Source organism: Kitasatospora sp. NBC_01266, assembly GCF_036242395.1.
Lineage (GTDB): Bacteria > Actinomycetota > Actinomycetes > Streptomycetales > Streptomycetaceae > Kitasatospora.
The window spans coordinates 6062731-6084011 of the sequence record NZ_CP108458.1 but is presented as its reverse complement, the minus strand read 5'-3'; the positions used below and the strand labels follow the sequence as shown (position 1 = coordinate 6084011).

Below are 21281 nucleotides of genomic sequence, written 5' to 3'. Positions count from 1 at the left end.
GCTCGGTCCCGGCCCGCATGGTTGGCCAGGCGGCTAAAGTCATCCGTACGGCATTGTCCGAGTGGATGAACATCCCGTAGTACGACGCACCACCTGCCCCACTGCGCACCCTGAGGAGGCCCCCGATGACCGCCCCCGGCCTCCCGCTCCGCCAACTGCTGATGTCGCTGGGCGAGCCGCTGGTCGAACTCCAGGCCGCGCCCGCCGGTCTGGACGTGCCGGTGCGCGAGGTGGCGATCCTGGACCCCGAGGACCCGGCCACCGCCAACCCCGGTGAACTGGTCCTCGCCATCGGCGCCCGCGGCCGGGCCGCGCTGCCCGCGCTGCGCGCCGCCGGCCGGGCCAGGGCCGCCGCCGTCGCCGTCAAGCTGGACGCGCCGGGGCAGGCCGACGCGCTGCGCGAGGCGGCCACCGAGGCGGGCGTGGCGCTGCTCTCGGTGCGCAGCGAGACCCGCTGGGAGCACCTGGACGCGCTGGCCCGCGCGGTGATCAACGGCCCGGACACCCCCGAGACGGCCGATCACAACGCCGGGGACCTCTTCTCGCTGGCCCAGACCACCGCCGTGCTGACCGGCGGCATCGTCTCCATCGAGGACACCTCCAGCCGGGTGCTGGCCTACTCCCGCTCGGCCGACTCCGACGAGGTGGACGACCTGCGGCGGCTGTCCATCCTGGGCTGGCAGGGACCCGAGCCGTACCTGTCCAAGCTCCGCGAGTGGGGCATCTTCCAGCACCTGCGCAGCTCGGACAGCGTGATCGCGGTCGAACCGCACCCCGAGCTGGGCCTGCGCCGCCGGCTGGCGATCGGGATCCGGGCCGGCGCCCAGCCGCTGGGCACCATCTGGGTGCAGGAGGGCTCGCAGCCGCTGGCCCCGCAGGCCGAGCAGGCCCTGGTCGGCGCGGCCCGGGTGGCGGCGGCCCAACTGGTGCGCCGGCGGCGCGAGCTGTCGGCGGACGTCCGGCTGACCCAGACCCTGCTCACCGGCCTGCTCGAGGGCAGCACCGGCCCGCAGTCGCTGGCCACCCACCTGGGCCTGCACCAGCACCGCCCGGCCACCGTGCTCGCCTACGCGGCGGTCGGCGCCGACCTGAGCCGCACCGAGGTGACCGGCCTGATCTCGGTGCACACCGCCGCCCGGCACCGCAGCGCGCTGCTCGCCCCGATCGACAGCCGGGTCTATGTGCTGCTGCCCGAACTGCCGGTCAACCTGCCGATGACCACCGTGCGGGACTGGGCCCAGGAGGTGGTGGACGCGGCCCGCGACCACCTGGGCATCTCGCTGCGGGCCGCGATCGGCAGCACCGAGCACGGCCTGGCGGCGGTGCCCGCCTCCCGCGCGCAGGCGGACCGGATCCTGGACGCGATGGGGCGCGGCGGCGTGGTGCCCGAGGTGGCCGCGCTGATCGACGTGCAGGCGGAGGTGCTGCTCAGCGAGGTGCTCGCGCTGCTCCAGGAGCGGCCCGCGCTGCGCGATCCGCGGCTGGTGGCGCTCACCGAGTACGACGCGCGGCACGGCACCCGGCTGGCCGAGTCGGTGCTGGCCTGGCTGGACGCGCTGGGCGAGGTGCGGGTGGCGGCGCAGGCGCTGCACATCCACCCCAACACGCTGCGCTACCGGGTGCGCCGGGCCGAGCAGCTGACCGGGATCGACCTGGCCCAGCCGCAGCAGCGGCTGCTGGCAATGCTCCAGCTGCGGCTGCCGTCCGACCAGGAGCACTGAGAAACACCGGACGTGACGGGGCGTCAACCAAGCCGGGCCGGCCCGGTCAGCGGTTCCGCTCCCGGCGCCACTGCTCCCAGGCCGCCAGCCAGGCCTGCTCGGCGACCTCCAGCCCCTCGGCGCCGGCCGTCCGCTGCCGGCTCAACTCCTCCCAGGCCCGCTGCGCGGGCAGGCTCGGCACCTGGCTGGCGAAGGCGGCGTAGCGGATCACCTCCTCCAGCGCGGCCCGCCCCTGCGCGCTGCCCACCAGCCAGTCGGTCCGCTCGGCGAGCAGCAGCAGGTGACCGACCATCGAGCCGATCGCCGCGCAGGCCTCCGGGCGGCTCTCGGAGGCGAAGTGCATCTGCTGGCGGACCGCGGCCTCCCACAGCTCGGGCGGCTCGGCGACCCGCAGCCGGCGCGGCATCCGGGTGCGGCCCCGGGCGAGCCGGTGCGCCCGGTGGGCCAGCGCGCGCTCGACGCTGAACTCCAGCAGCGCCCGGTGCGGGTCCAGGCCGCTGAGCGCCAGGTGGCTGCGCTGGAGCTGGGCCAGGCGCCGGCGGCGGCGCGCGGCCACGCCGCGCAGCAACTCGGTGCGGCCGACCGTGAAGCGCTCGTGGTCGGGCTCCGCCAGCTGGTCCAGCTCGATGTCGGCGGGCGCGATGCCGCGGCCGCAGATCAGCACCACCGAGCCGTAGACCAGCAGCCGGGCGGCCCAGACCGTGCGGGCCCGGGCGGCCGGGCCGTTGCCGGCCCCGCTCTCCTCATGGATCTGCACGGCCACCGGCTCACCCGCCACGCTGATCCACTCACGCAGCGCGCGCACCCGCCCGGGGCAGTCGCCCTCGTCGATGCCGAGCTGCTCGTAGATCCGGTCGCGCTCGCGCTCGACCAGCTCCTCCAGCTCGGGCAGCGGGGCGTAACGCTCCACCCCGGGCTGGTAGGTGCGCACAGTGAGGTACGGGCCCTCCAGCGAGGTCCAGTCGCCGGAGCGCAGCTCGATCCAGGTGATCTCGCCGTTCTGCGTCTCGTAGCCGCTCATCGCGTCGCTGTCGGTGTGCGCGCCGGGCGCGGGGGCGATGCCGCGGGCGCCGTGCCCGGCCCGGTCCACGCCGTAGACCGGGAAGTCCAACTCCGCGAAGACCTGCCGGACATGGTGCTCCTGCTGCGCGTAGTACTCCTCGTCCGCCAGGCACTCACCCGGTCCGGGGCCCGCCACGGCCTGCAGTGGCATGGCTGTGTCACCCGGTTCCGCGGCCCAGCTTCCGCTGCTGATGGTCACCTTCGCCGCACCCCCGGGGTTCGCCGTCGTTCGGTCCGCGGCCGGCCGCGGGCGGGGTCGCCCGCCCGGCCGGCCGCGTTCGCCCACGATACGTGCGCACGACCCACTGGGCCATCAGCTTCCCTCGTACGGTTGGCAGATACCCGCTCCGGGCCCGCCACGCGCCGATCGGGCCCTATGTTGTCGGTGCCACTGCCTACGCTGGGCCGCATGACGACCAGTAACGCGGACGCGCGGCCAGTGCCCGCCCGGATCAGCATCATCACCCTCGGCGTGAGCGACCTGGACCGCAGCGTCGAGTTCTACACGGCGCTGGGCTGGCAGCGGTCCACCGCCTCCAATCCGCAGATCTCCTGGTTCCGCACCGCCGACTCGGTGCTCGGCCTCTTCCCGGCCGAGGAGTTGGCCGCCGACGCGGGCATTCCCCCGGGCGGCGAACCGGCCTTCCGGGGCGTGACGCTGGCGGTCAACCTGGAGTCGCCGCAGGCGGTGGACGCGGCGATGGAGGTCGCGGTGGCGGCCGGCGCCTCGGTGGTCAAGCCGCCGAAGCCCACCTCCTGGGGCGGCTACGGCGGCTACTTCGAGGACCCGGACGGCCACTTGTGGGAGCTGGCGCACAACCCGTCCTTCACGTTCACCGAGACCGGGCAGCTCGAGCTGCCGTGACGGCGCCCGACCCGCCGCGCCGACGGGCCTGCCGACCGAGGTGACAACCGACCTGCCGACCGAGGTGAGAACCGGCACGGCAGCGGGGATGGCACCGGCATGGAGTCCAACCACTACCGCCTGACCAGCCGTTGGCGACTGCCCGCGCCGCCCGACGCGGTCTACCGGGCGCTGCGCGACGTCCCGCGCTATCCGTGCTGGTGGCCGCAGGTGCGCGAGGTCCAGCCGCTGGACCCGGACAGCGGGCGGCTGCGGATCCGCTCGGTGCTGCCGTACACGCTGGTGCTGACCGCCAGGGAGCGCCGGCAGCAGCCGGCGCCCGGCGGGCAGGGCGGGGTGCTGGAGGCCGAGCTGGCCGGGGACCTGGTCGGCTGGTCCCGGTGGACCGTCACGCCGGACGGCCCGGGGGCCTGCCTGGCCGCCTTCGAGGAGGAGGTGCGGGGCGGCAGCGCGCTGATGCGGCTCCTCGCGCTGCCCGGGCGGCCGTTCTTCCTGGCCAACCACGCGCTGATGATGCGCGCGGGCCAACGCGGCCTGCGCCGCCACCTGGCCGCCGAAGCCGCCGGGGCGGCGGGAGCGGCTGGGCCGGCTGGCGCGGCCGGGGCGCCAGCGGCGACCCCGGCCCGCGACCGCGACGGACGACTACTGCCGTGACCGCGCCTTGAACGCCGCCTTGCGGGCCTCCTTGGCCACCTGGCGGTCCAGGTGCAGCTCGCCGACCGCCTCCAGCACCTGCGCGGTGTAGGGGTGCTCGACCCGCCACAGCTCGCCGAAGAAGCTCGCCGGGTTGTCGGTCACCGGCATCCCGGAGATCAGCTCGCGCAGCACCTCCGCGTCGCCCTCGCTGTCCAGCAGCTGGGCGGCGAAGGTGTCCACGGTGGTCCACAGCACCATCGAGCGGTTCGGCGCGGGCACATCGGTGGCCCCGCGCGAGACCAGCCAGGCCCGCGCGCCGCCGCCCAGCTCCGCGTCCTCCAGCACCTCGCGGGCGGCCGGTTCGGCCGCCTCTCCCAGCTCGGCCAGCGCCAGCTGGGCGAGCATCCGGCGCAGCGGCGCGGTGCGGTCCTCACCGCGTGCGGCGTCCAGCAGCTCGCGGGCGGCGGTGAGCGGCTCGCGGTCCGCCAGCCAGACCCGGATCTCCTGCTCGGGCAGCACGTTGGCAGCCTCGGCGATGCCCTGCAGCAGCTCGGCGGCGTCGCCGGTGGCCAGCTCGCCGATCAGCGGCGCCTCGTAGCCCTCGTCCAGCAGCCACTGGCGGATCCCGTACTGGCCCAGCGGGGTCAGCTTGACCAGGCCGAACCGGGCGGCCTCGGCCTCGTCCAGGACCCGCTCGGGGTCCTGCGCCGCCGCCTGCTCGCCGCCGGCCTCCTCCTCGTCGAAGAGCTCGGGGTCGATCGGCTGGTACTCCAGCAGCCCGATCTCGGCCAGGTCGGCCAGCATCGGGTCCAGGGCGACCATCACATCGGTGATGTCGCCGAGCATCTCCTCGTCGGGCTCCTCGCCCTCGGGGACCACCAGCAGCGCGGCCAGCACGCCCAGCGGCACCGTCTCCTGGCCCGGCTCGGCGAACGCGGTGGCCTCGTAGAGCACCTGGAGCGCCTCGTCCAGCAGCTCGGCGGCCTCCTCCTGGACCTCCTCGTACTGGGCCAGCAGCTCCTCGGCCCGCTCGTCGTCGGCCCGCTCGCCGGCGTCCGGCTCGGCGTCCAGCGGCTCGATCTCCACCGCAAGCTCGGCGATCAGGTCGGCGGCGGCCAGCCACAGCTCCAGCACCGCCTCCGGGTCGCCGGCCTCCACCGGGGCCAGCTCGCTGCTCGGGCCCGCCGCGCGGTGGCCCGCCTCGTCGTGGGCGACCAGCACCAGCTCCAGGTCGCTGGCCAGCGACCAGACCCGCATCGCCTCCAGCACCGCCTCCTCGGAGACCTCGCCCTCGGCCGGGGCCAGGCCGAGGAACCGGGCGGCCGTCTCGCGGTCCTCGTCCAGCAGGTCGCCCAGCTCGTCCACCGGACGGGTCGGCGCGCTCCACCTGGCCAGCCGCACCGCGCGCTCGATCAGCGGCACGGCCAGCGCCGCCACCGCCAGCTCCGCCTCGGGCAGCAGCCGCACCGGCGGGACCATGACCGAGAGGTCGTCCAGGTCCTCCTCCGCATCCGATCCGTGCGCGCCGTAGAGGTCGGCGAGCTCGAAGTCGGCCGGCAGCAGACCCTCGTTGCCGGGCAGCGCGTCCGGCCCGGTCACCGACGGGTGGTCAGGGTTCTTACGACGTCGTCCGGCCATCAGGCGCGAGCTCCTAGCGAAGGTACGGATCAGCACACTGTGATCAGCGTATCGGCCGTTGGCTCGGCGGCGCCCGTCCTGCGGGGGGCGCGTGCCACCTGTGCACGCCCTTGTCGCACCACCCCGTATCCTTCATTTGACCCCGTGCACACCCCGCGCGCGGTCACGCCCGGGCAACGATGCCCGGTTCTGTTCAGCTCACCCCGCTCCACCACGGTCCTCCCGCACCCACGGCCACCACCACAGCGCCACCGGACGGGCGCGTCGGCATGCCACGCCGACCCGCGGTGGCGCCCGGCCACAGGAGATCCCTGCCATGGCGGACCTCTCCCCCGCCGGTTCCGGCCTGCCCACCGCGCAGCTCACCGGCAACCGGCTCTCGGAGGCCCTGCTCCCCCTGGAGCTCGCACCACGGACCCAGCTCCAGCTGGCCGCAGTCAGCCGCTGGAACGCGCTGCGCGGCGTGCGCGTCGGCCTCTGCGCCGCCGCCCTGCTCCTGCTCCTGATCGGGGCCAACCTGGCCACCCCGGTCTACCCCCTGCTGCAGCAGCGCCTGGGCCTGACCGCCTTCGACACCACGCTGCTCTTCACCGTCTACGTCTTCGCGCTGGTCCCGGTGCTGGCCGCGGTCGGCCACTGGTCCGACCTGCTCGGGCGCCGCGCGCTGATCCTGCCCGCCGTCTGCCTGGCCGCCAGCGGGGACGCGCTCTTCGCCACCGCCAACTCCTTCGGCCAGCTGGCCGCCGGACGGGCCGTGCAGGGCATCGCGGTGGCGCTGGCCACCGGCGCGGCCGGCGCGGCCCTCGGCGACCTGCTGCCGGACCACCCGACGCTGGCGGCCAAGCTCACCCTGGCCTGCTCGGCCGGCGGCGTCGCGCTCGGCCCGGTGGTCGGCGCCTCGCTGGCCGGCGGCGCGCACCCGCTGCTCACCCCGTTCCTGGTGCACGCCGTCGCGCTGCTGGTGCTCTGCGTGCCGCTCGCCCTGGTGCACCCGCGGATGCCGGGCGCCCGCCGCCCGGTGGACGCGCCGCCGCGGGTCACCACCCCGGTGCACCTGCGCCCGCGCCGGCTGGCGCTGCCCGCCCAGGGCCGGCGCACCTTCCTGCTGGCGGCGGGCGCGGGCTTCGTCTCGTACGCCGTCTTCGGGGTCTACCTGAGCCTGGCCCCCGCTTTCTCGGCCGGCCTGCTGCACACCCACTCCCGGATGGTCGGCGCCGTGGTCGCCGCCCTGCTGCTGGGCTCCTCGGCGCTGGCGCAGTTGCTCGTCCCGCCCACCCGCGACCGCCGGGTGATCGCGCTGGGCATGGCCGGCCTGGCCCTCGGCCTCGCGCTGGTGGTCACCGCCGAGTACGCCCACCAGCCGGCCCTGCTCTTCGGCGGCAGCGTGCTGGGCGGCGCCTGCCAGGGCATCGCCTTCCGCTCGCTGTTCACCACGGCGGTCGCCGCGATGGACCCGGCCCGGCGCGCCAGCGAGATGAGCGCCCTGTGGGTGATCGTCTACCTCGGCAGCTCGCTGCCCATCGTCGCCGTCGGCGCCCTGTCCCAGCACTACGGCCTGCTCCCGGCGGTCAGCGGCTTCGCGGTGATCGCGGCGGCGGCGTGCCTGGGGCTCGCGGGGGCGGTACTGCGGCGGGAGTAGGGCCCGTCCGCACCGCGCCTCGAGCGCTTGGAACACGAACTGCCCGGACGCCGCCAGGTGTCCGGGCAGTTCGTGTTCCGGCGGGTCCGGCCGGGAAAAGTATTCCTCCGCAGTTTCAGGAAATTCCCTTGCGCAGTGCGCAGTCCGGGCCAGCCCGCGAATCTCGGCCGGGAACTGCCGACCCCTCACGTCCCTCCGGTTTCGCGACTGCTCAGCAATCCCGCCATGCACGGGGAATCGGGCGCACCGGTGCCGCCCGAGCCGACCCCTGCGGCCTGCGGACACACCAGCGGGGCGAGCGGAGGATCCGGCAACGGCATCGGCACCCCGGCGAATGAACGAGGCCGAACCACCAGTTGGCCTGAACATGGCCTCGCTCATGATCTGGGTCTTGTGAGGCCTGGTGCCGATATCACAGACTCCAGCGAGCGGAATCCGACTGGACGTGATCATTCCGCATCCTTCCCCGGTGATCGGAATGATCGGATCACCTGAAGTCTGCGACGGCTGACGCGTCCTCGTCCCCCGGCGTGAGGAGATGAGTCGTTCAGTGTCACTTTTTCTTGGCGGGCAGCAGGCTCTCGGCAGCGCACAACGCGACCGGTTCGCGGAGTCGGGATTCCTGGTCCTTCCCGGTCTCCTGCCGGAGCCGCTGCGGACCCGGCTGGTGTCCGAGGTGGACCGCTGGGTGGACGAGGGCCTGCGGACCCGTTCGATAGCCTCCTGCACCGACCCGGCCACCCACGGCCTGCCCCCGGTGCTGGAACTGGAGCTGCCGGGGCACGGCGCGCTGCTCACCCACCGCCCGCTGCTGCGGGTGGTCGCGGAGCTGCTGGGCCCCTCCTTCGTCTTCCACCACCTGCACAGCGACCGCCAGGGCCCCGACGTCGCGGGCAAAGCCTGGCACCACGACTACGAGCCCAACGACCGCGCGGATCCGTCGCTGCTGATGATCCACGTGCTGCACTACCTCGGTGGCCTCGACGAAACGGTCGGCAGCCTCGCGGTCCTGCCCGGCTCGCACCGCGAGCCCGCCGGCAAGACCGCGCTCGCCCACCTCGGCACCGCCGAGCTGCCGGGCGAGGTCGTCATCGACCGGCTGCCGGCGGGCTCCACCGTGCTGCTCAACTCGGCGCTGTTCCACGCCCGCAGGCCCGCGCCGGACGGGCCGGGGCGCCCGCGCTACTTCGTGGACGCGTCGTACTGCCAGGTGGGAGCACGCTGGCGGCCGGTCAAGCCGTTCTGGCGGCAGATGCTCGCCCGGGCCCGGGAGCTGCGCCTGGACCACGGCCAGTGGCCGGAGCTGTTCGCGGAGCGGCACTTCACCGAGTACATCGGAACTGCGTGAGAGGCATCAGCGTGGACATTGTCAGCTCGGTCACGTACTCCGAGGTCATGGAGACCTACCTGCGCGATCACCCGGTCGAACGGGCGCACGAGGCGAACACCAACCGGGACGGGGCGGAGAACCTCGAACGGGCCGAGAAGTCGCTCGGCTGCTGGTGGCACGTGCGGCTCTCGCGGGCGGACGTCCTCGGCATCACGCTGCCCTGGCACCTCAGCGAGGGCGGCCGGCTCGAACTCGTACCGCGGACCGGCCTGACGGTGGCCGAGGCCGCCGCCCGGGTGCGGGACGGCGGAGCGCGGTGGACCGAGGCGAACCCGTGCTGCGCGGCGAAGCTCGAACTGCTGAGGCAGGCGCCGCTCACCGCGGTGTACCTCAGCACCAGCCCGGTGCCGCACGACCACTACGCCGACCTGCGGGTCAGGAACGGCCTGATCCACCTCGACGGCCTGCACCGCACCCTCGCCTGGGAACTGTCCCACCGGCTGCCCGAGGAGGCGCGGCTGGACGCGTACCTCGCGGGCACCCCGCAGACCCGCCCGACCGGCACCACACCGCCCGTGGCCCACGGAGAGGAGCGAGCGTGACGGCTGCGATCCGGTCCACGCTGTCGCTGACCGATCTGCTGGCGCGCAACGCCCAGCTCCACCCGCACCGGCCCGCGCTGTCCGACGGGACCCGCTCCTTCGACTACCGCACCCTGGACCTGCTGGCGCAGCACGTCGCGGACCGGCTGCGCGCCCTGGGCATCGGCCGCGGCGACCGGGTGGCCCTGCTCGGGCCCCGGGACGCCCGCAGCTGCGTCCTGCTGCACGGGGTGCTGCGCTCCGGCGCCGCCGCCGTGCTGGCCGACCCCGACTGGTCCGGCCCCGACCTGCGCCGACGCCTGGACGCCGTCGAGGTCCGCCACGCGCTCAGCACGGACCCGTCGTTCCGGGCACCGCAGCCCCACCGCACCGAGGTCCTGGACATCGACGCGTGGGCGGCGAGCGCGCTTCCCGAACTGCCCGGCAGCGCCCCGGGCGCGGAGACGGATCCGGCGTACCTCTCCTTCACCTCCGGGTCGGGCGGCGAGCCGAAGGCCGTGGCCGTCACCCACGCCAACGCGGTGCACTACGCGCGATCGCTGCGCGACCGGCTCGGGTTCACCGACGCCCAGGCCCCGCGCATCGCGCACGTCACCACCCTGGCCGCCGACCTCGGCCACACCGCCTGGCTGCTCGCGCTCGCGACCGCGGGCTCGGTGCACGTGGTGCCGGACCACCAGGTGCGCGACCCGGCGGCGTTCTGGGCCGTGCTGCGCGGCAACGCGGTGTCGGTGCTGAAGACCACGCCCTCGCACCTGCGGGCGCTGCTCGACGGCCGCCCGGCCGACAGCCCCGCCCTGCACACCGTGCTGCTCGGCGGCGAGGCGCTGCCCCGGCCGTTCGCCGCCGGGCTGCTGGCGGACGGCGTCACGCACCGGCTGGCCAACCACTACGGCCCGACCGAGACGACCGTCGGCGCCACCTGCTTCCTCGCCACGACGGCCGACGAACTGCCGGCGGACGAGCCGACGGTGCCGATCGGGACCGCGATCGGCGAGGTGGACCTCAGGCTGCTGGACGGCGCCGGACGGCCGGTCCCCGACGGGGCGCCGGGTGAACTGCTGATCGGCGGCCGGGGCGTGAGCGCCGGCTACTTCGGCCGGCCCGAGGAGACCGCGCGCCGCTTCGTGCGGCACGACGGGGAGCGGATGTACCGGACGGGCGATGTGTGCCGCCGCCGGCCGGACGGGACCCTGGTCTTCCTCGGCCGGTCCGACCGCCAGGTCAAGATCCGGGGCTTCCGGGTCGATCTCGCCGAGGTCGAGCGGGCGATCGAGGAGTTCCCCGGCATCGGCCAGGCCGCGGCGATCGTCCGCGAGACCCCGGCGGGCAACCAACTCCTGGCCGCGATCAGGCTGTCGGGCGGGAGCGACGAGAGCGAGGCGGTCGGCGCGCTGCGGGCCCGGCTGCACGAGCGGTTACCCGGGTACTCGGTCCCGCAACCGATCCTCGCGCTGCCCGGCTTCCCGATCGGCCCGAACGGGAAGCTGGACCGCGAGCGGCTCACCGCCCTGGTGGGCCGGATCATCGAGGACCGGGCCCGACCGGTGCGCAGCGGACCGGCCGCCACCCCGGACCGGGGCGACCCGTCGCTGGTCCGCTCCATCGCGGAACTCTGGGCCGGTGCGCTCGGCCTGCCCTCGGTCGGGCCGCACGCCGACGTGCTGAGCCTCGGCGGGGACTCGATCCTCGCCATGCGCACCATCGCGCTGCTGCGCCGGGCCGGGTTCCGGGTCGCCTTCGAGGACTTCTACCAGCACCCCACACCGACCCTGCTGGCCTCCGTAGCCGTTCCGCTGGCGGCCGACCAGCCGGCCACCGCCGCCCCGACCGGCCACCGCCACCGGCGGCTCGCGCCGGCCCAGCGCTGGCTGCTGCGCCAGCCGGTCGACGACCCGCGGCACTGGAACCAGTCGCTCGTCCTGCGCTGCCGGGTGGCCGTCGACGCCACGGCGCTGTCGGCGGCCCTCGAGGACGTGCTCCGGCGGCACCCGGCCCTGCGGCAGCCCGTCCACCCGGACGGTCCCGGCGAGCCCCGCCCGGTCGGCGACCAGGACGTGCTGACCTTCTCCGCCGTCCCCCGGTCGGCGGGCCCGCTGGCGGCGGCCGTCGACGGCGTCTGCACCGAACTGCACCGCAGCCTCGACCCGGCGGCGGGCCGCATGATCCGGGTCCACCTCTTCACCGGCCCGCAGGGCGTCGACGACCGGCTGGCGCTGATCGTGCACCACCTGGCGATCGACGGCCTCTCCTGGCGGATCCTGCTGGACGACCTCGCCCTCGCGTACCGCGCGGCGCTGGCCGGCCGACCGGCCGAGCTGCCCCCGACCGACGACTTCTACCGGTGGGCCGCCGCGCTGCCCCCGACGGACGAGGGCGCCGGGCCGCTCGCGCCGCGCCCGCCGGTGACCGGCGCGGCCGGCAACACCGAGCCGGTGGCCCTCGGTTGGGCGCTCGGCGAGGGCGCGACCGCCCGGCTGGTGCGGCAGTACGGGCAGGGGCAGGGACTCGAGGCGTTCCTGCTGTCGGCTTTCGCCGACGCCGTGTCAGCCGATGCCGCGTCAGCCGGCGGCGGATCGGCCGACGCCGTGTCAGCCGGCGGCGGGTCGGCCGGCGGCGGCGAGCCCGGTCCGCGGGTGGAGGTCGAGACCCACGGCCGCGGGGTCGCGGGCGAGGACGGCGCGTACCTGGACACCGTCGGCTGGTTCACGGCCGTGAAGTGGGTGGACCTCGACCCGGCCGGCCCGACCGACGGCACCGGTCGGGCAGCGCCGGCCGAGCGGGTGCGCGAGGTCGGGCGCCGCGTCCGGGAGTCCCCCGAACTGCCGATGGACACGGCAGGCCCGCGCCCCGACATCGGGTTCAACTTCCTCGGGGCCTTCCGGCTGCCCGACGAACCGTCGCTCGACTGGTCGGTCGCGCCCGAGCAGGCCGGCACCGCCCGGTGCGCCGGCGGGGACCCGCTCTACCGGCTGCGCCTGACCGCCCGCATCGTCGGCGACCGGCTGGTGACCGATCTGGTGTACGCCTGGCCGACGCTGTCCCACGACCGCGCGGACCGGATCACCGCCGCCTTCGCCCGCCAGGTGGCGACCGCCGCCGGCAACGCGGCCGGCAGCTCCGCCGACCGGCCCACCAGGATGCCGGCCTCGACCTCCGGGCAGCTGCTGCACCCCGGCCCCGGAACCCGCCCCGAACGCTGCGAAGTGACCGAACCCGCCCGGGTGTTGCTCACCGGCGCGACCGGCTACCTGGGCCGGCAGCTGCTCACCGAGTTCCTCGGGCGCGGCGCACGGGTCACCTGCCTGGTCCGCGCCGAGCAGGACGCCGACGCCGCCCGCCGGCTCGGCGCCGGACCCGGCCGGGTCGAGGTGGTCGCCGGTGACATCGACCGGCCGGGCCTGGGGCTGTCGCGGACCGGGCTCGACCGCGCCCGCGACGCGCAGGTCGTCGTCCACGCCGCCGCGGACGTCCGCCTGGTGGGCCCGCCCGCCGAGTTGGAGCGGACCAACCACGCCGCGGTCCGGCGGCTGCTGGACTGGATCGACACGCAGGCCCCCGGGGCCCGCTTCCACCACATCTCGACCCTCGCGGTGGCGGGCGGCGTCGAGGGGCCGGCCCGCCGGTTCAGCGAGGCCGACCTGCGGATCGGCCAGAGCTTCCGCACCCCCTACGAGCGGGCGAAGTTCAACGCCGAGGAGGCCGTCCGGCGCTGGGCGGCCACCGGCCGGGAGAGCTACATCCACCGCAGTGGCCACATCGCGGCGCACAGCCGGACCGGCGCGTTCCAGCGCAACATCGGGGACAACCGGATCTACCAGCTGGTCCGCGGCTACGTGCTGGCCGGCGCGGCGCCGCGCCGGCCGACCACCACCTTCGCGTTCTCCCACGTCGACACCGTGGCCGCGGGGATCGCCGCGATCGCCACCGCTGCGTACGCCGCGCCCGGCGTCTACCACGTCGAGACCCCGTACCAGGTGCCGCACGACGAGTTCGTCGGCTGGCTCGTCGACCACGGCTACCCGATCGAGCTGACCGACGACGACACGTTCGCCCGCGCCCTGGCCCGCGCCGAACCGGCCCATCCGACCGAGGCCCGGCTGGCGCTGGCGTGGTCCCAGTTGGCGGACCGCAACATCGTCACCGACAGCTCGTACACGACCGCCGTGCTCGACCGCCTCGGGGTGCGCTTCGCCGCGCCGACCTCGGCATGGTGGTCCACCGCCCTGTCCTGGGCCACCGAATCCGGCTTCCTGCCCGCGCCCGTGGTCTGCGGCCGGACCGGCTGAGGGCCCAGGCCGCGGCCCGACACCCGAGGCCACCGGCCGCGCGCGGTGCACCAACCCGCTTGTTCCGCCCAACAGAAGGCAGGCCCGTGTCCCAACTGTCCCCGGTGCTCAAGCAAGCCACGCCCGTCGTCGCCACCCGTGGCGAGGGGGTCCACCTCTTCGACGCCGACGACCGGCGCTACCTCGACTTCACCTCCGGCGTGGGGGTGACCAGCACCGGCCACTGCCACCCCCGGGTGGTCGAGGCGGTGCGGCGGCAGGCCGGCCGGCTGATCCACGGCCAGTACACGACCGTGCTGCACGAACCGCTGCTCACCCTCACCGAGCGGCTCGGTGAGGTGCTGCCGGCCGGCCTGGACTCGCTCTTCTACGTCAGCTCCGGCAGCGAGGCGGTGGAAGCCGCGCTGCGGCTCGCCCGGCAGGCCACCGGCCGCCAGAACGTGATCGTCTTCGACGGTTCGTTCCACGGGCGCACCATGGGGGCGGCGGCCCTCAGCACGGCGGGCAGCCGGTTCCGCGCCGGCGTCGGCCCGCTGATCCCGGGCGTGGCGGTGGCGCCGTTCCCCTACGCGTTCCGGCTCGGGATGACCGAGGAGCAGGCCGTCGAGCACGCCCTGCGCGGGCTGGACCACGTGCTGGCCACCGTCAGCGCGCCCGAGGAGACCGCCGCGCTGTTCGTCGAACCGGTGCTCGGCGAGGGCGGCTACGTCCCGGCCCCGCCCGGCTTCCTGGCCGGTCTGCGCGAGCGCGCGGACCGGCACGGGATCCTGCTGGTGCTCGACGAGATCCAGACCGGGTTCGGCCGGACCGGCACCTTCTGGGCCCACCAGCAGCAGGACCCGATCGTGCCGGACGTCCTGGTCACGGCCAAGGGGCTGGCCAGCGGCTTCCCGCTGTCCGCGATCGCGGCGCCGACCGCGCTGATGCGCAAGGCCCGGCCGGGATCCCAGGGCGGGACCTACGGCGGGAACGCGGTGGCCTGCGCCGCCGCGCTCGCCACCCTGGACGTCATCCGCGACGAGCACCTCGTGCACAACGCCGCCGAGCAGGGGCGGCGGCTGGCCGAGGGGCTGCGCCGGGTCGCGGCCGAGGTCCCGGCCGTCGCCGACGTGCGCGGCCTGGGGCTCATGCTGGGCAACGAGTTCTGCCGGCCCGACGGCTCCCCCGACCCGGACACCGCCAGGCGCGCCCAGCAGGCCGCCGCCGACCTCGGCCTGCTGCTGCTGACCTGCGGAACACACCTGAACGTGGTCCGGATGATCCCGGCCCTGGTGGTCACCGCCGAGCAGATCGACGAGGCGCTGACGCTCTGGTCGAAGGCCGTGGCCGTGGCCGTGGCGAGCGCCTGAGGGGCCGGCCCCGAGGATGGAAGCGGAAGGAGCGATCAGCGACATGACCGATGAAGCGGTGACCGAAATCGGTTGGGGCAGCGAGGATCTGACGTCCCGACGAGAACTCTGGTCGATGGCGCTCAGCGACGCCGACCGGCGCCTCCTGTGGACGGACGCGCAGGCCGAGCGGTGGGACCGGGCCGACCAGGTGCGCAAGGCACTGGGCGCCTTCGTCCTCGCCGGCACCCGGTCGGTGGGCTTCGCGCACGTGGGCAACCTGATGGACCCGGCCGCCCCGGACGACCGGTTGGTGGCGGGACTCTCGTTCGTGCTGCGGGAGTTCGGCCGGATCGTGCCGCAGAACGCCCAGGGCGACCTGACCCAGGTGCTGCGCGACCGCGACGGTGACGGGGCCACCGAGCTCGGGTTCCACTGCGACACCTGCGACCTGCTCGTCCTGCTCTGCCTGCAACCGGCCGTACGCGGCGGCGGGAACACCAAGCTGGCGAGCGCGCGCAACGTGCGCGACATCATCGCGCGTGAACGGCCGGACGTGCTGGCCACCCTCGGCGAGGAGTGGACCTTCGACCGCAGCGGCCGGGCCGGACAGCAACTCGTCGTCTCGCCGATCCTCTTCACCCAGCCGGACGGCACCGTGGGCTGCTACTACCAGACCCGCACCGTGCGGTCCTCCCCCGAGCGCGGCGGCCCGCCGCTGAGCGAGCGCCAGTGGGAGGCCCTCGGCGTCCTGGACGAGGTGCTCTACCGGCCGGAGATCGCCTTCGGCCTGCGGCTGGCCGCAGGCGACCTGCTGATCATCCGCAACAGCCGGGTCCTGCACGGACGTTCGCCCTACGAGGACGAACCGGGCCGGCAGGCCCGCCGGGTGCTGCGGGTCTGGATGAACACGGAGGTCCGGTGAGCACCGACGCTCGACCCGACGGCGGGATCGCCCTGGTCACCGGCGGCGGCAGCGGGCTCGGCCGGGCCAGCGCGCTCGCCCTGCTCGACGCCGGCTGGTCGGTCGCCGTGGCCGGTCGGCGCGCGGAGGCGCTCAAGGAGACCCTCGCCCTCGCGGCGGCCGAGCCGAGCCGGATCGCCGCCTTCCCGACCGACATCAGGTACCCGGACCAGGTCGCCGCTCTGTTCGGCGCGGTCCGCGAACACTTCGGCCGGGTGGACCTGCTGTTCAACAACGCCGGCGCGGCCACCGCGCGCCGACCGGTCGCCGAGGTGCCGTTCGAGGACTGGAGCCGGGTGATGGACACCACGGTCACCGGCACCTTCCTCTGCGCGCAGGAGGCCTTCCGCACCATGCGCGGGCAGTCGCCGATGGGTGGCCGGATCATCAACAACGGTGCCCCGTCGGCACATTCGCCACGGCCGAACTCCGTCGCCTACACCACCGCCAAGCACGCCGTGCTCGGCCTGACCCGCGCGCTGTCCCTGGACGGCCGCCAGTACGGCATCGCCTGCGGGCAGATCGACGTCGGGAACGTGGCCCCGGTGGACGGGAGCCCGCAGCCGGCCGCGATGCAGGCCGACGGGAGCATGGCCGTGGAGGCGACGATCCCGGTCGCGCGCTTCACCGAAGCCCTGCTGCTGATGGCGTCGATGCCGCTGGACACCAACGTCCAGTTCCTCACCGTGCTGCCGACCACGATGCCGTTCATCGGAAGGGGCTGATCGGATGCTGGTCAGTGCCCGCTCCTTCGACGAGTACCGCGCGATGTTCGCGCTCTCGGACCACGACCTCACCCTGCGCGTGCTGGACTGCCCGGGCGGGGCGGCGAGCTTCGTCGCCCTGGCCGGGGCCCGCGGTACCGACGCCGTCGCCGTCGACCCCCAGTACGGCTCCGGCCGGGCGCAGTTGGGGGAGCTGGTGCTGCGCGAGATCGAACACAAACACGCGTTCGTCGCGGCGAACGCGTCGAGCTTCGTCTGGAGTTGGTTCGGCGACGTCGACCGCTACACCGAGCTGCGCACCCGGGCCGCGCGCACCTTCGCCGCCGATCTCACCGCGCACCCGCACCGCTACCTCGCCGGCTCGCTGCCCCGACTGCCCTTCGCCGACCGCTCCTTCGACCTGGTGCTCAGCTCACACCTGCTGTTCTCCTACGGCGCCCGCCTCGACGAGGCCTTCCACCTGACCGCCCTGCTCGAACTGGCCCGGGTGGCCCGCCACCAGGTGCGGCTCTTCCCACTCCTACTGCACACCACCGACCAGCGCTACCCCGCCCTCGACCACCTGCGCGCGGAACTGGCCGACCACGGCATCCCGACCCGACTGCGACGGGTCGACTACGAGTTCCAGCCCGGCGGCAACGAGGCCCTCGTCCTGGACTGCACCGACCACCGCGCACCACCCCGCCCGACTGCCCAACCGGCCACCGGCTTCGACCCGGTGCGCTGGCGGCACCTGGATCCGACCTCCTGATCAGTCCTCCCAGGGACGCCAGAGGTCGGTGCGGAACTCGAAGCCCAAGGGCTCGGGCAGCTGCACCAGCTCGCCGAACTTCCAGGTCAGCAGCTCCTCGTAGCGCCCGGCGAACCGATCCGGGTTGCCGTGGAGAGTGATCTGCGGCTGCTTCGGATCGCGGTCGATCAACAGGTAGTGCGCGATCCCCGCGCGGGCGTAGCCGCTCCACCTGGTACCGCGAGCCCGACGGCCGACCACCGGCTCGCGGTCATTGTGGGCGTTCGACTTCGACGTCACTTCGACGACCAGCTCAACCTGGTGGGGGGTGAGGAACCTGGCGTCCTCCGACCAGGCCCTGGTCTCGGTGTCGACGTGAAAGACGAGAAGGTCGGGGATGTATCCGTCGCCCAACTCAACCATGTCGAGGCCGAGCATCTGCATGCTCCGCCAGGGGAACTGAGGGTCGACAAATCCCCGACCGTCGACCACCCGCTGGATGGTCGCGATGATCCCGGCGTGCGCGAAGGCAGGCGCAGGTGACACGAACATCTCCCCTCCGATCACCTCCACCCGCGTGCCGTCCTTCGACAGGTGCAGATGATCGGCCAGCTCGCCCCGCACCCACAACGCATACGGGGAATCGGGCAGCATGTAATGCGCGATCGCAGCTACGGACACCTCGGCACTCCCTCCACGGTCGCGGGCTCAGCATTGCCCAGGGTAGGCGGATACACCACTGCCGCGTGGATCATTCCCCCGAAGGGGCGACCCACGCGGCAGCGGCGTTGACGCGGCTCGGTCGAGTGCCTCAGACGTTGAAGCCCAACGCCCGCAGCTGCTCGCGCCCGTCGTCGGTGATCTTGTCCGGGCCCCACGGCGGCATCCAGACCCAGTTGATCCGCAGGTCCTGAACCAGACCGTCGGTCGCGGTCTTGGCCTGGTCCTCGATGACGTCGGTCAGCGGGCAGGCCGCCGAGGTGAGGGTCATGTCGATGGTCGCCACATCGGACTCGTCGATGTGGATGCCGTAGATCAGGCCCAGGTTGACCACGTCGATGCCGAGCTCGGGGTCGACCACGTCCATCAGGGCCTCGGTGAGGTCCTCGACGGAGACGGTGCCGGCGGTGGTGCCGACGATGACGGTCGGGCCCTCGGGCTGGGCGTCGGACTGGGCGTCCGACTGGGGGGCCGGGGTGCCGGCCTCGGTGTCACTCATGCTCAATCGGTCCTCGTCGTGCTCGGAGTCAGTTGTTGATGGCCGGCTGCTCGGCGAGCGCCTTCGCGGTGGCGTCCTTCCAGGCCATCCAGCTCAGCAGCGCGCACTTGACCCGGGCGGGGTACTTGGAGACACCGGCGAACGCGACCGCGTCCTCCAGCACCTCCTCGTCGCCCTCGGCCTGGCCCTTGCTCTGCATCAGTTCCAGGAACGCCTCCTGGATCGCCTGGGCCTCGCCGACCGGCTTTCCGACCACCAGGTCGTTCAGCACCGAAGCGCTGGCCTGGCTGATCGAGCAGCCCTGCGACTCGTAGGAGACGTCCGCGACCACCGGGCCGTCCAGCCGCACCCGCAGGGTGATCTCGTCACCGCAGGTGGGGTTGACGTGGTGGACCTCGGCGTCGCCGTCCCGCAGGCCCTTGCCGTGGGGGTTGCGGTAGTGGTCCAGGATGATCTCCTGGTACATGGAGTCGAGCTTCATGGCAGCGTCACACCCTCAGCCGAAGAAGTTGCGGACGTGGTGCAGGCCGTCGATCAGCAGATCGACCTCGCCCGGCGTCGAGTACAGGTAGAACGACGCCCGGGTGGTGGCCGGAACCCCGTACCGCAGGCAGACCGGGCGGGCGCAGTGGTGGCCGACGCGCACCGCGATGCCCTGCTCGTCCAGCACCTGGCCCACGTCGTGCGGGTGGATGTCGCCGAGCACGAAGGAGATCGCCGCACCGCGGTCCACGGCCGTGCGCGGGCCGATGATCCGCAGGTCCGGCACCTCCTGCAGGCGGGCGACCGCGTACTCGGTGATCGCGTGCTCGTGGGCGGCGATCTTCTCCATGCCCACGTTGGACAGGTAGTCGATGGCCGCGCCGAGCCCGACCGCCTGGGCGATCGGCGGAGTGCCGGCCTCGAACTTGTGCGGCGCCGGGGCGTAGGTGGACGAGCCCATGGTGACGGTCTCGATCATCTCGCCGCCGCCGAGGAACGGCGGCAGGTCCTCGAGGAGTTCCTGACGGCCCCACAGCACGCCGATGCCGGTGGGCGCCAGCATCTTGTGGCCGGTGAAGGCGACGAAGTCGGCCTCCAGCGCCTGCACGTCCAGCACCATGTGCGGCGCCGCCTGCGAGGCGTCGATCAGCACCAGCGCGCCGACGTCCTGGGCGCGGCGGACGATCGCCTCGACCGGGTTGACCGTGCCCAGCAGGTTCGAGACCAGCGTGAAGGAGACGATCTTCGTCTTCTCGGTGATCAGCTGCTCGATGTCGGACAGGTCGAGCCGGCCCTCGTCGGTCAGCCCGAACCACTTCAGCTTCGCGCCGGTGCGCTGCGAGAGCAGCTGCCACGGCACGATGTTGGAGTGGTGCTCCATCTCGGTGATGACGATCTCCGCGTCCGCGTCCACGCGGTACGGCTCGTCGGCCCAACCGAGCATGTTGGCGACCAGGTTGAGCGACTCCGAGGCGTTCTTGGTGAAGATCACCTCGTCCCGGCTGGGCGCGTTGATGAACGCCGCGACCTTGTCCCGGGCGCCCTCGTACAGCGCGGTGGCCTCTTCGGCCAGCACGTGCACACCGCGGTGGACGTTGGCGTTGTGCTGCTCGTAGTACGCCGAGAGCGCGTCCAGCACCTGGCGCGGCTTCTGCGAGGTGGCCGCGTTGTCCAGGTAGACCAGGGGCTTGCCGTCGTGCAGCACGCGCTGCAGGATCGGGAAGTCCTTGCGGATCGCGTCGGTGTCGAGCAGACCCGTCAGCGTCGAGCCGGGATGAATGATCGTCACTCGGAAGCGCCACCCTTCACGTAAGCCTCGTAGCCCTCGTTCTCCAGCTTGTCGGCGAGCTCGGCGCCGCCGGACTCGACGATCCGCCCGGCCGAGAAGACGTGGACGTAGTCGGGCTTGATGTACCGCAGGATGCGGGTGTAGTGGGTGACCAGCAGGGTGCCGACCTCACCGGAGGAGGCGACCCGGTTGATGCCCTCGGAGACCTGGCGCAGCGCGTCGACGTCCAGACCGGAGTCGGTCTCGTCGAGGATCGCGATCTTCGGCTTGAGCAGCTCGAGCTGGAGGATCTCGTGGCGCTTCTTCTCGCCGCCGGAGAAGCCCTCGTTGACGTTGCGCTCGGCGAAGGCCGGGTCCATCTGGAGCGCGGCCATGGCCTCCTTGACCTCCTTCACCCACAGGCGCAGCTTCGGCGCCTCGCCGCGGATCGCGGTGGCGGCGGTGCGCAGGAAGTTGGAGACCGAGACGCCGGGGACCTCGACCGGGTACTGCATGGCCAGGAAGACGCCGGCCCGGGCGCGCTCGTCCACCGACATGGCGAGCACGTCCTCGCCGTCCAGCAGCACCTCGCCACCGGTGACGGTGTACTTCGGGTGCCCGGCCAGGGTGTAGGCCAGGGTGGACTTGCCGGAGCCGTTGGGGCCCATGATGGCGTGGGTCTCGCCCTGCTTCACCGTCAGGTCGACGCCGCGCAGGATCTCGCGGGGGCCGCTCTCGGTTTCGACGGAGACGTGCAGGTCACGGATTTCAAGGGTTGCCATG

The 21281-nt window shown here is 73.7% G+C and carries 18 protein-coding genes; 11 read left to right on the top strand and 7 right to left on the bottom strand.

Annotation, left to right across the window (positions count from 1 at the left end):
* The first annotated feature begins 125 nt into the window (after positions 1 to 125).
* A complete protein-coding gene (locus OG403_RS26395; protein ID WP_329568525.1) occupies positions 126 to 1721 on the top strand; it encodes a PucR family transcriptional regulator in 1596 nt (531 codons plus the stop codon).
* A gap of 46 nt (positions 1722 to 1767) precedes the next feature.
* Here the strand turns inward: OG403_RS26395 and OG403_RS26390 are convergent, their stop codons facing one another.
* Complete coding sequence (locus OG403_RS26390) at positions 1768 to 2934, bottom strand: hypothetical protein (protein WP_329568523.1); 1167 nt, start codon at positions 2932 to 2934, stop codon at positions 1768 to 1770.
* Positions 2935 to 3192: 258 nt separating this feature from the next.
* On the opposite strand from OG403_RS26390, the gene OG403_RS26385 reads away from it, so the two are divergent.
* Both OG403_RS26385 and OG403_RS26380 read left to right on the top strand, forming a co-directional pair.
* On the top strand, positions 3193 to 3648 hold the full coding sequence (locus tag OG403_RS26385; protein WP_329568520.1) for a VOC family protein: 456 nt from the start codon (positions 3193 to 3195) through the stop codon (positions 3646 to 3648).
* 99 nt (positions 3649 to 3747) lie between these two features.
* The gene (locus OG403_RS26380; protein ID WP_329568518.1) at positions 3748 to 4302 is read left to right on the top strand and encodes an SRPBCC family protein; all 555 of its coding nucleotides are present in this window, start codon (positions 3748 to 3750) and stop codon (positions 4300 to 4302) included.
* On the opposite strand, the gene OG403_RS26375 is transcribed toward OG403_RS26380, so the two are convergent.
* On the bottom strand, positions 4291 to 5922 hold the full coding sequence (locus OG403_RS26375) for a hypothetical protein (protein WP_329568514.1): 1632 nt from the start codon (positions 5920 to 5922) through the stop codon (positions 4291 to 4293). The two genes, OG403_RS26380 and OG403_RS26375, sit on opposite strands and share 12 nt — an antisense overlap.
* Positions 5923 to 6238: 316 nt before the next feature.
* On the opposite strand from OG403_RS26375, the gene OG403_RS26370 reads away from it, so the two are divergent.
* The 8 genes from OG403_RS26370 (at position 6239) to OG403_RS26335 (ending at position 17550) form a co-directional block, all read left to right on the top strand.
* The gene (locus OG403_RS26370; RefSeq protein WP_329568512.1) at positions 6239 to 7561 is read left to right on the top strand and encodes an MFS transporter; all 1323 of its coding nucleotides are present in this window, start codon (positions 6239 to 6241) and stop codon (positions 7559 to 7561) included.
* Positions 7562 to 8111: 550 nt separating this feature from the next.
* Positions 8112 to 8909, top strand: coding sequence for a phytanoyl-CoA dioxygenase family protein (locus tag OG403_RS26365; protein WP_329568510.1), 798 nt, complete (start codon positions 8112 to 8114; stop codon positions 8907 to 8909).
* A gap of 11 nt (positions 8910 to 8920) precedes the next feature.
* Entirely contained in the window at positions 8921 to 9493 is a 573-nt protein-coding gene (locus tag OG403_RS26360) for a DUF6309 family protein (protein ID WP_329568508.1), read from the top strand.
* Positions 9490 to 13782 (top strand): amino acid adenylation domain-containing protein, encoded by a 4293-nt coding sequence (locus OG403_RS26355; protein WP_329568506.1) that lies wholly within the window; start codon positions 9490 to 9492, stop codon positions 13780 to 13782. The genes OG403_RS26360 and OG403_RS26355 overlap by 4 nt, the downstream gene beginning before the upstream one ends.
* 86 nt (positions 13783 to 13868) lie before the next feature.
* On the top strand, positions 13869 to 15131 hold the full coding sequence (locus tag OG403_RS26350; RefSeq protein WP_329568503.1) for an aspartate aminotransferase family protein: 1263 nt from the start codon (positions 13869 to 13871) through the stop codon (positions 15129 to 15131).
* 43 nt (positions 15132 to 15174) lie between these two features.
* Positions 15175 to 16035, top strand: coding sequence for a TauD/TfdA family dioxygenase (locus OG403_RS26345; RefSeq protein WP_329568501.1), 861 nt, complete (start codon positions 15175 to 15177; stop codon positions 16033 to 16035).
* Positions 16032 to 16799 (top strand): SDR family oxidoreductase, encoded by a 768-nt coding sequence (locus OG403_RS26340; RefSeq protein ID WP_329568500.1) that lies wholly within the window; start codon positions 16032 to 16034, stop codon positions 16797 to 16799. Before OG403_RS26345 ends, OG403_RS26340 begins: the two co-directional genes overlap by 4 nt.
* Positions 16800 to 16803: 4 nt before the next feature.
* Entirely contained in the window at positions 16804 to 17550 is a 747-nt protein-coding gene (locus OG403_RS26335; RefSeq protein WP_329568498.1) for a methyltransferase domain-containing protein, read from the top strand.
* Here OG403_RS26335 and OG403_RS26330 read toward each other — a convergent pair whose 3' ends face one another.
* The 5 genes from OG403_RS26330 to sufC all read right to left on the bottom strand — a co-directional run bounded on the left by OG403_RS26330 (position 17551) and on the right by sufC (position 21280).
* Positions 17551 to 18210 (bottom strand): Uma2 family endonuclease, encoded by a 660-nt coding sequence (locus OG403_RS26330; RefSeq protein ID WP_329568497.1) that lies wholly within the window; start codon positions 18208 to 18210, stop codon positions 17551 to 17553.
* Positions 18211 to 18340: 130 nt separating this feature from the next.
* Positions 18341 to 18748 (bottom strand): metal-sulfur cluster assembly factor, encoded by a 408-nt coding sequence (locus OG403_RS26325; RefSeq protein WP_329568495.1) that lies wholly within the window; start codon positions 18746 to 18748, stop codon positions 18341 to 18343.
* 28 nt (positions 18749 to 18776) lie between these two features.
* On the bottom strand, positions 18777 to 19229 hold the full coding sequence (gene sufU, locus OG403_RS26320) for a Fe-S cluster assembly sulfur transfer protein SufU (protein ID WP_329568493.1): 453 nt from the start codon (positions 19227 to 19229) through the stop codon (positions 18777 to 18779).
* Between the two features lie 15 nt (positions 19230 to 19244).
* A complete protein-coding gene (locus OG403_RS26315; RefSeq protein ID WP_442911090.1) occupies positions 19245 to 20492 on the bottom strand; it encodes a cysteine desulfurase in 1248 nt (415 codons plus the stop codon).
* 23 nt (positions 20493 to 20515) lie between these two features.
* Positions 20516 to 21280, bottom strand: coding sequence for a Fe-S cluster assembly ATPase SufC (gene sufC / locus OG403_RS26310; RefSeq protein ID WP_329568489.1), 765 nt, complete (start codon positions 21278 to 21280; stop codon positions 20516 to 20518).
* Position 21281 lies beyond the last annotated feature (1 nt).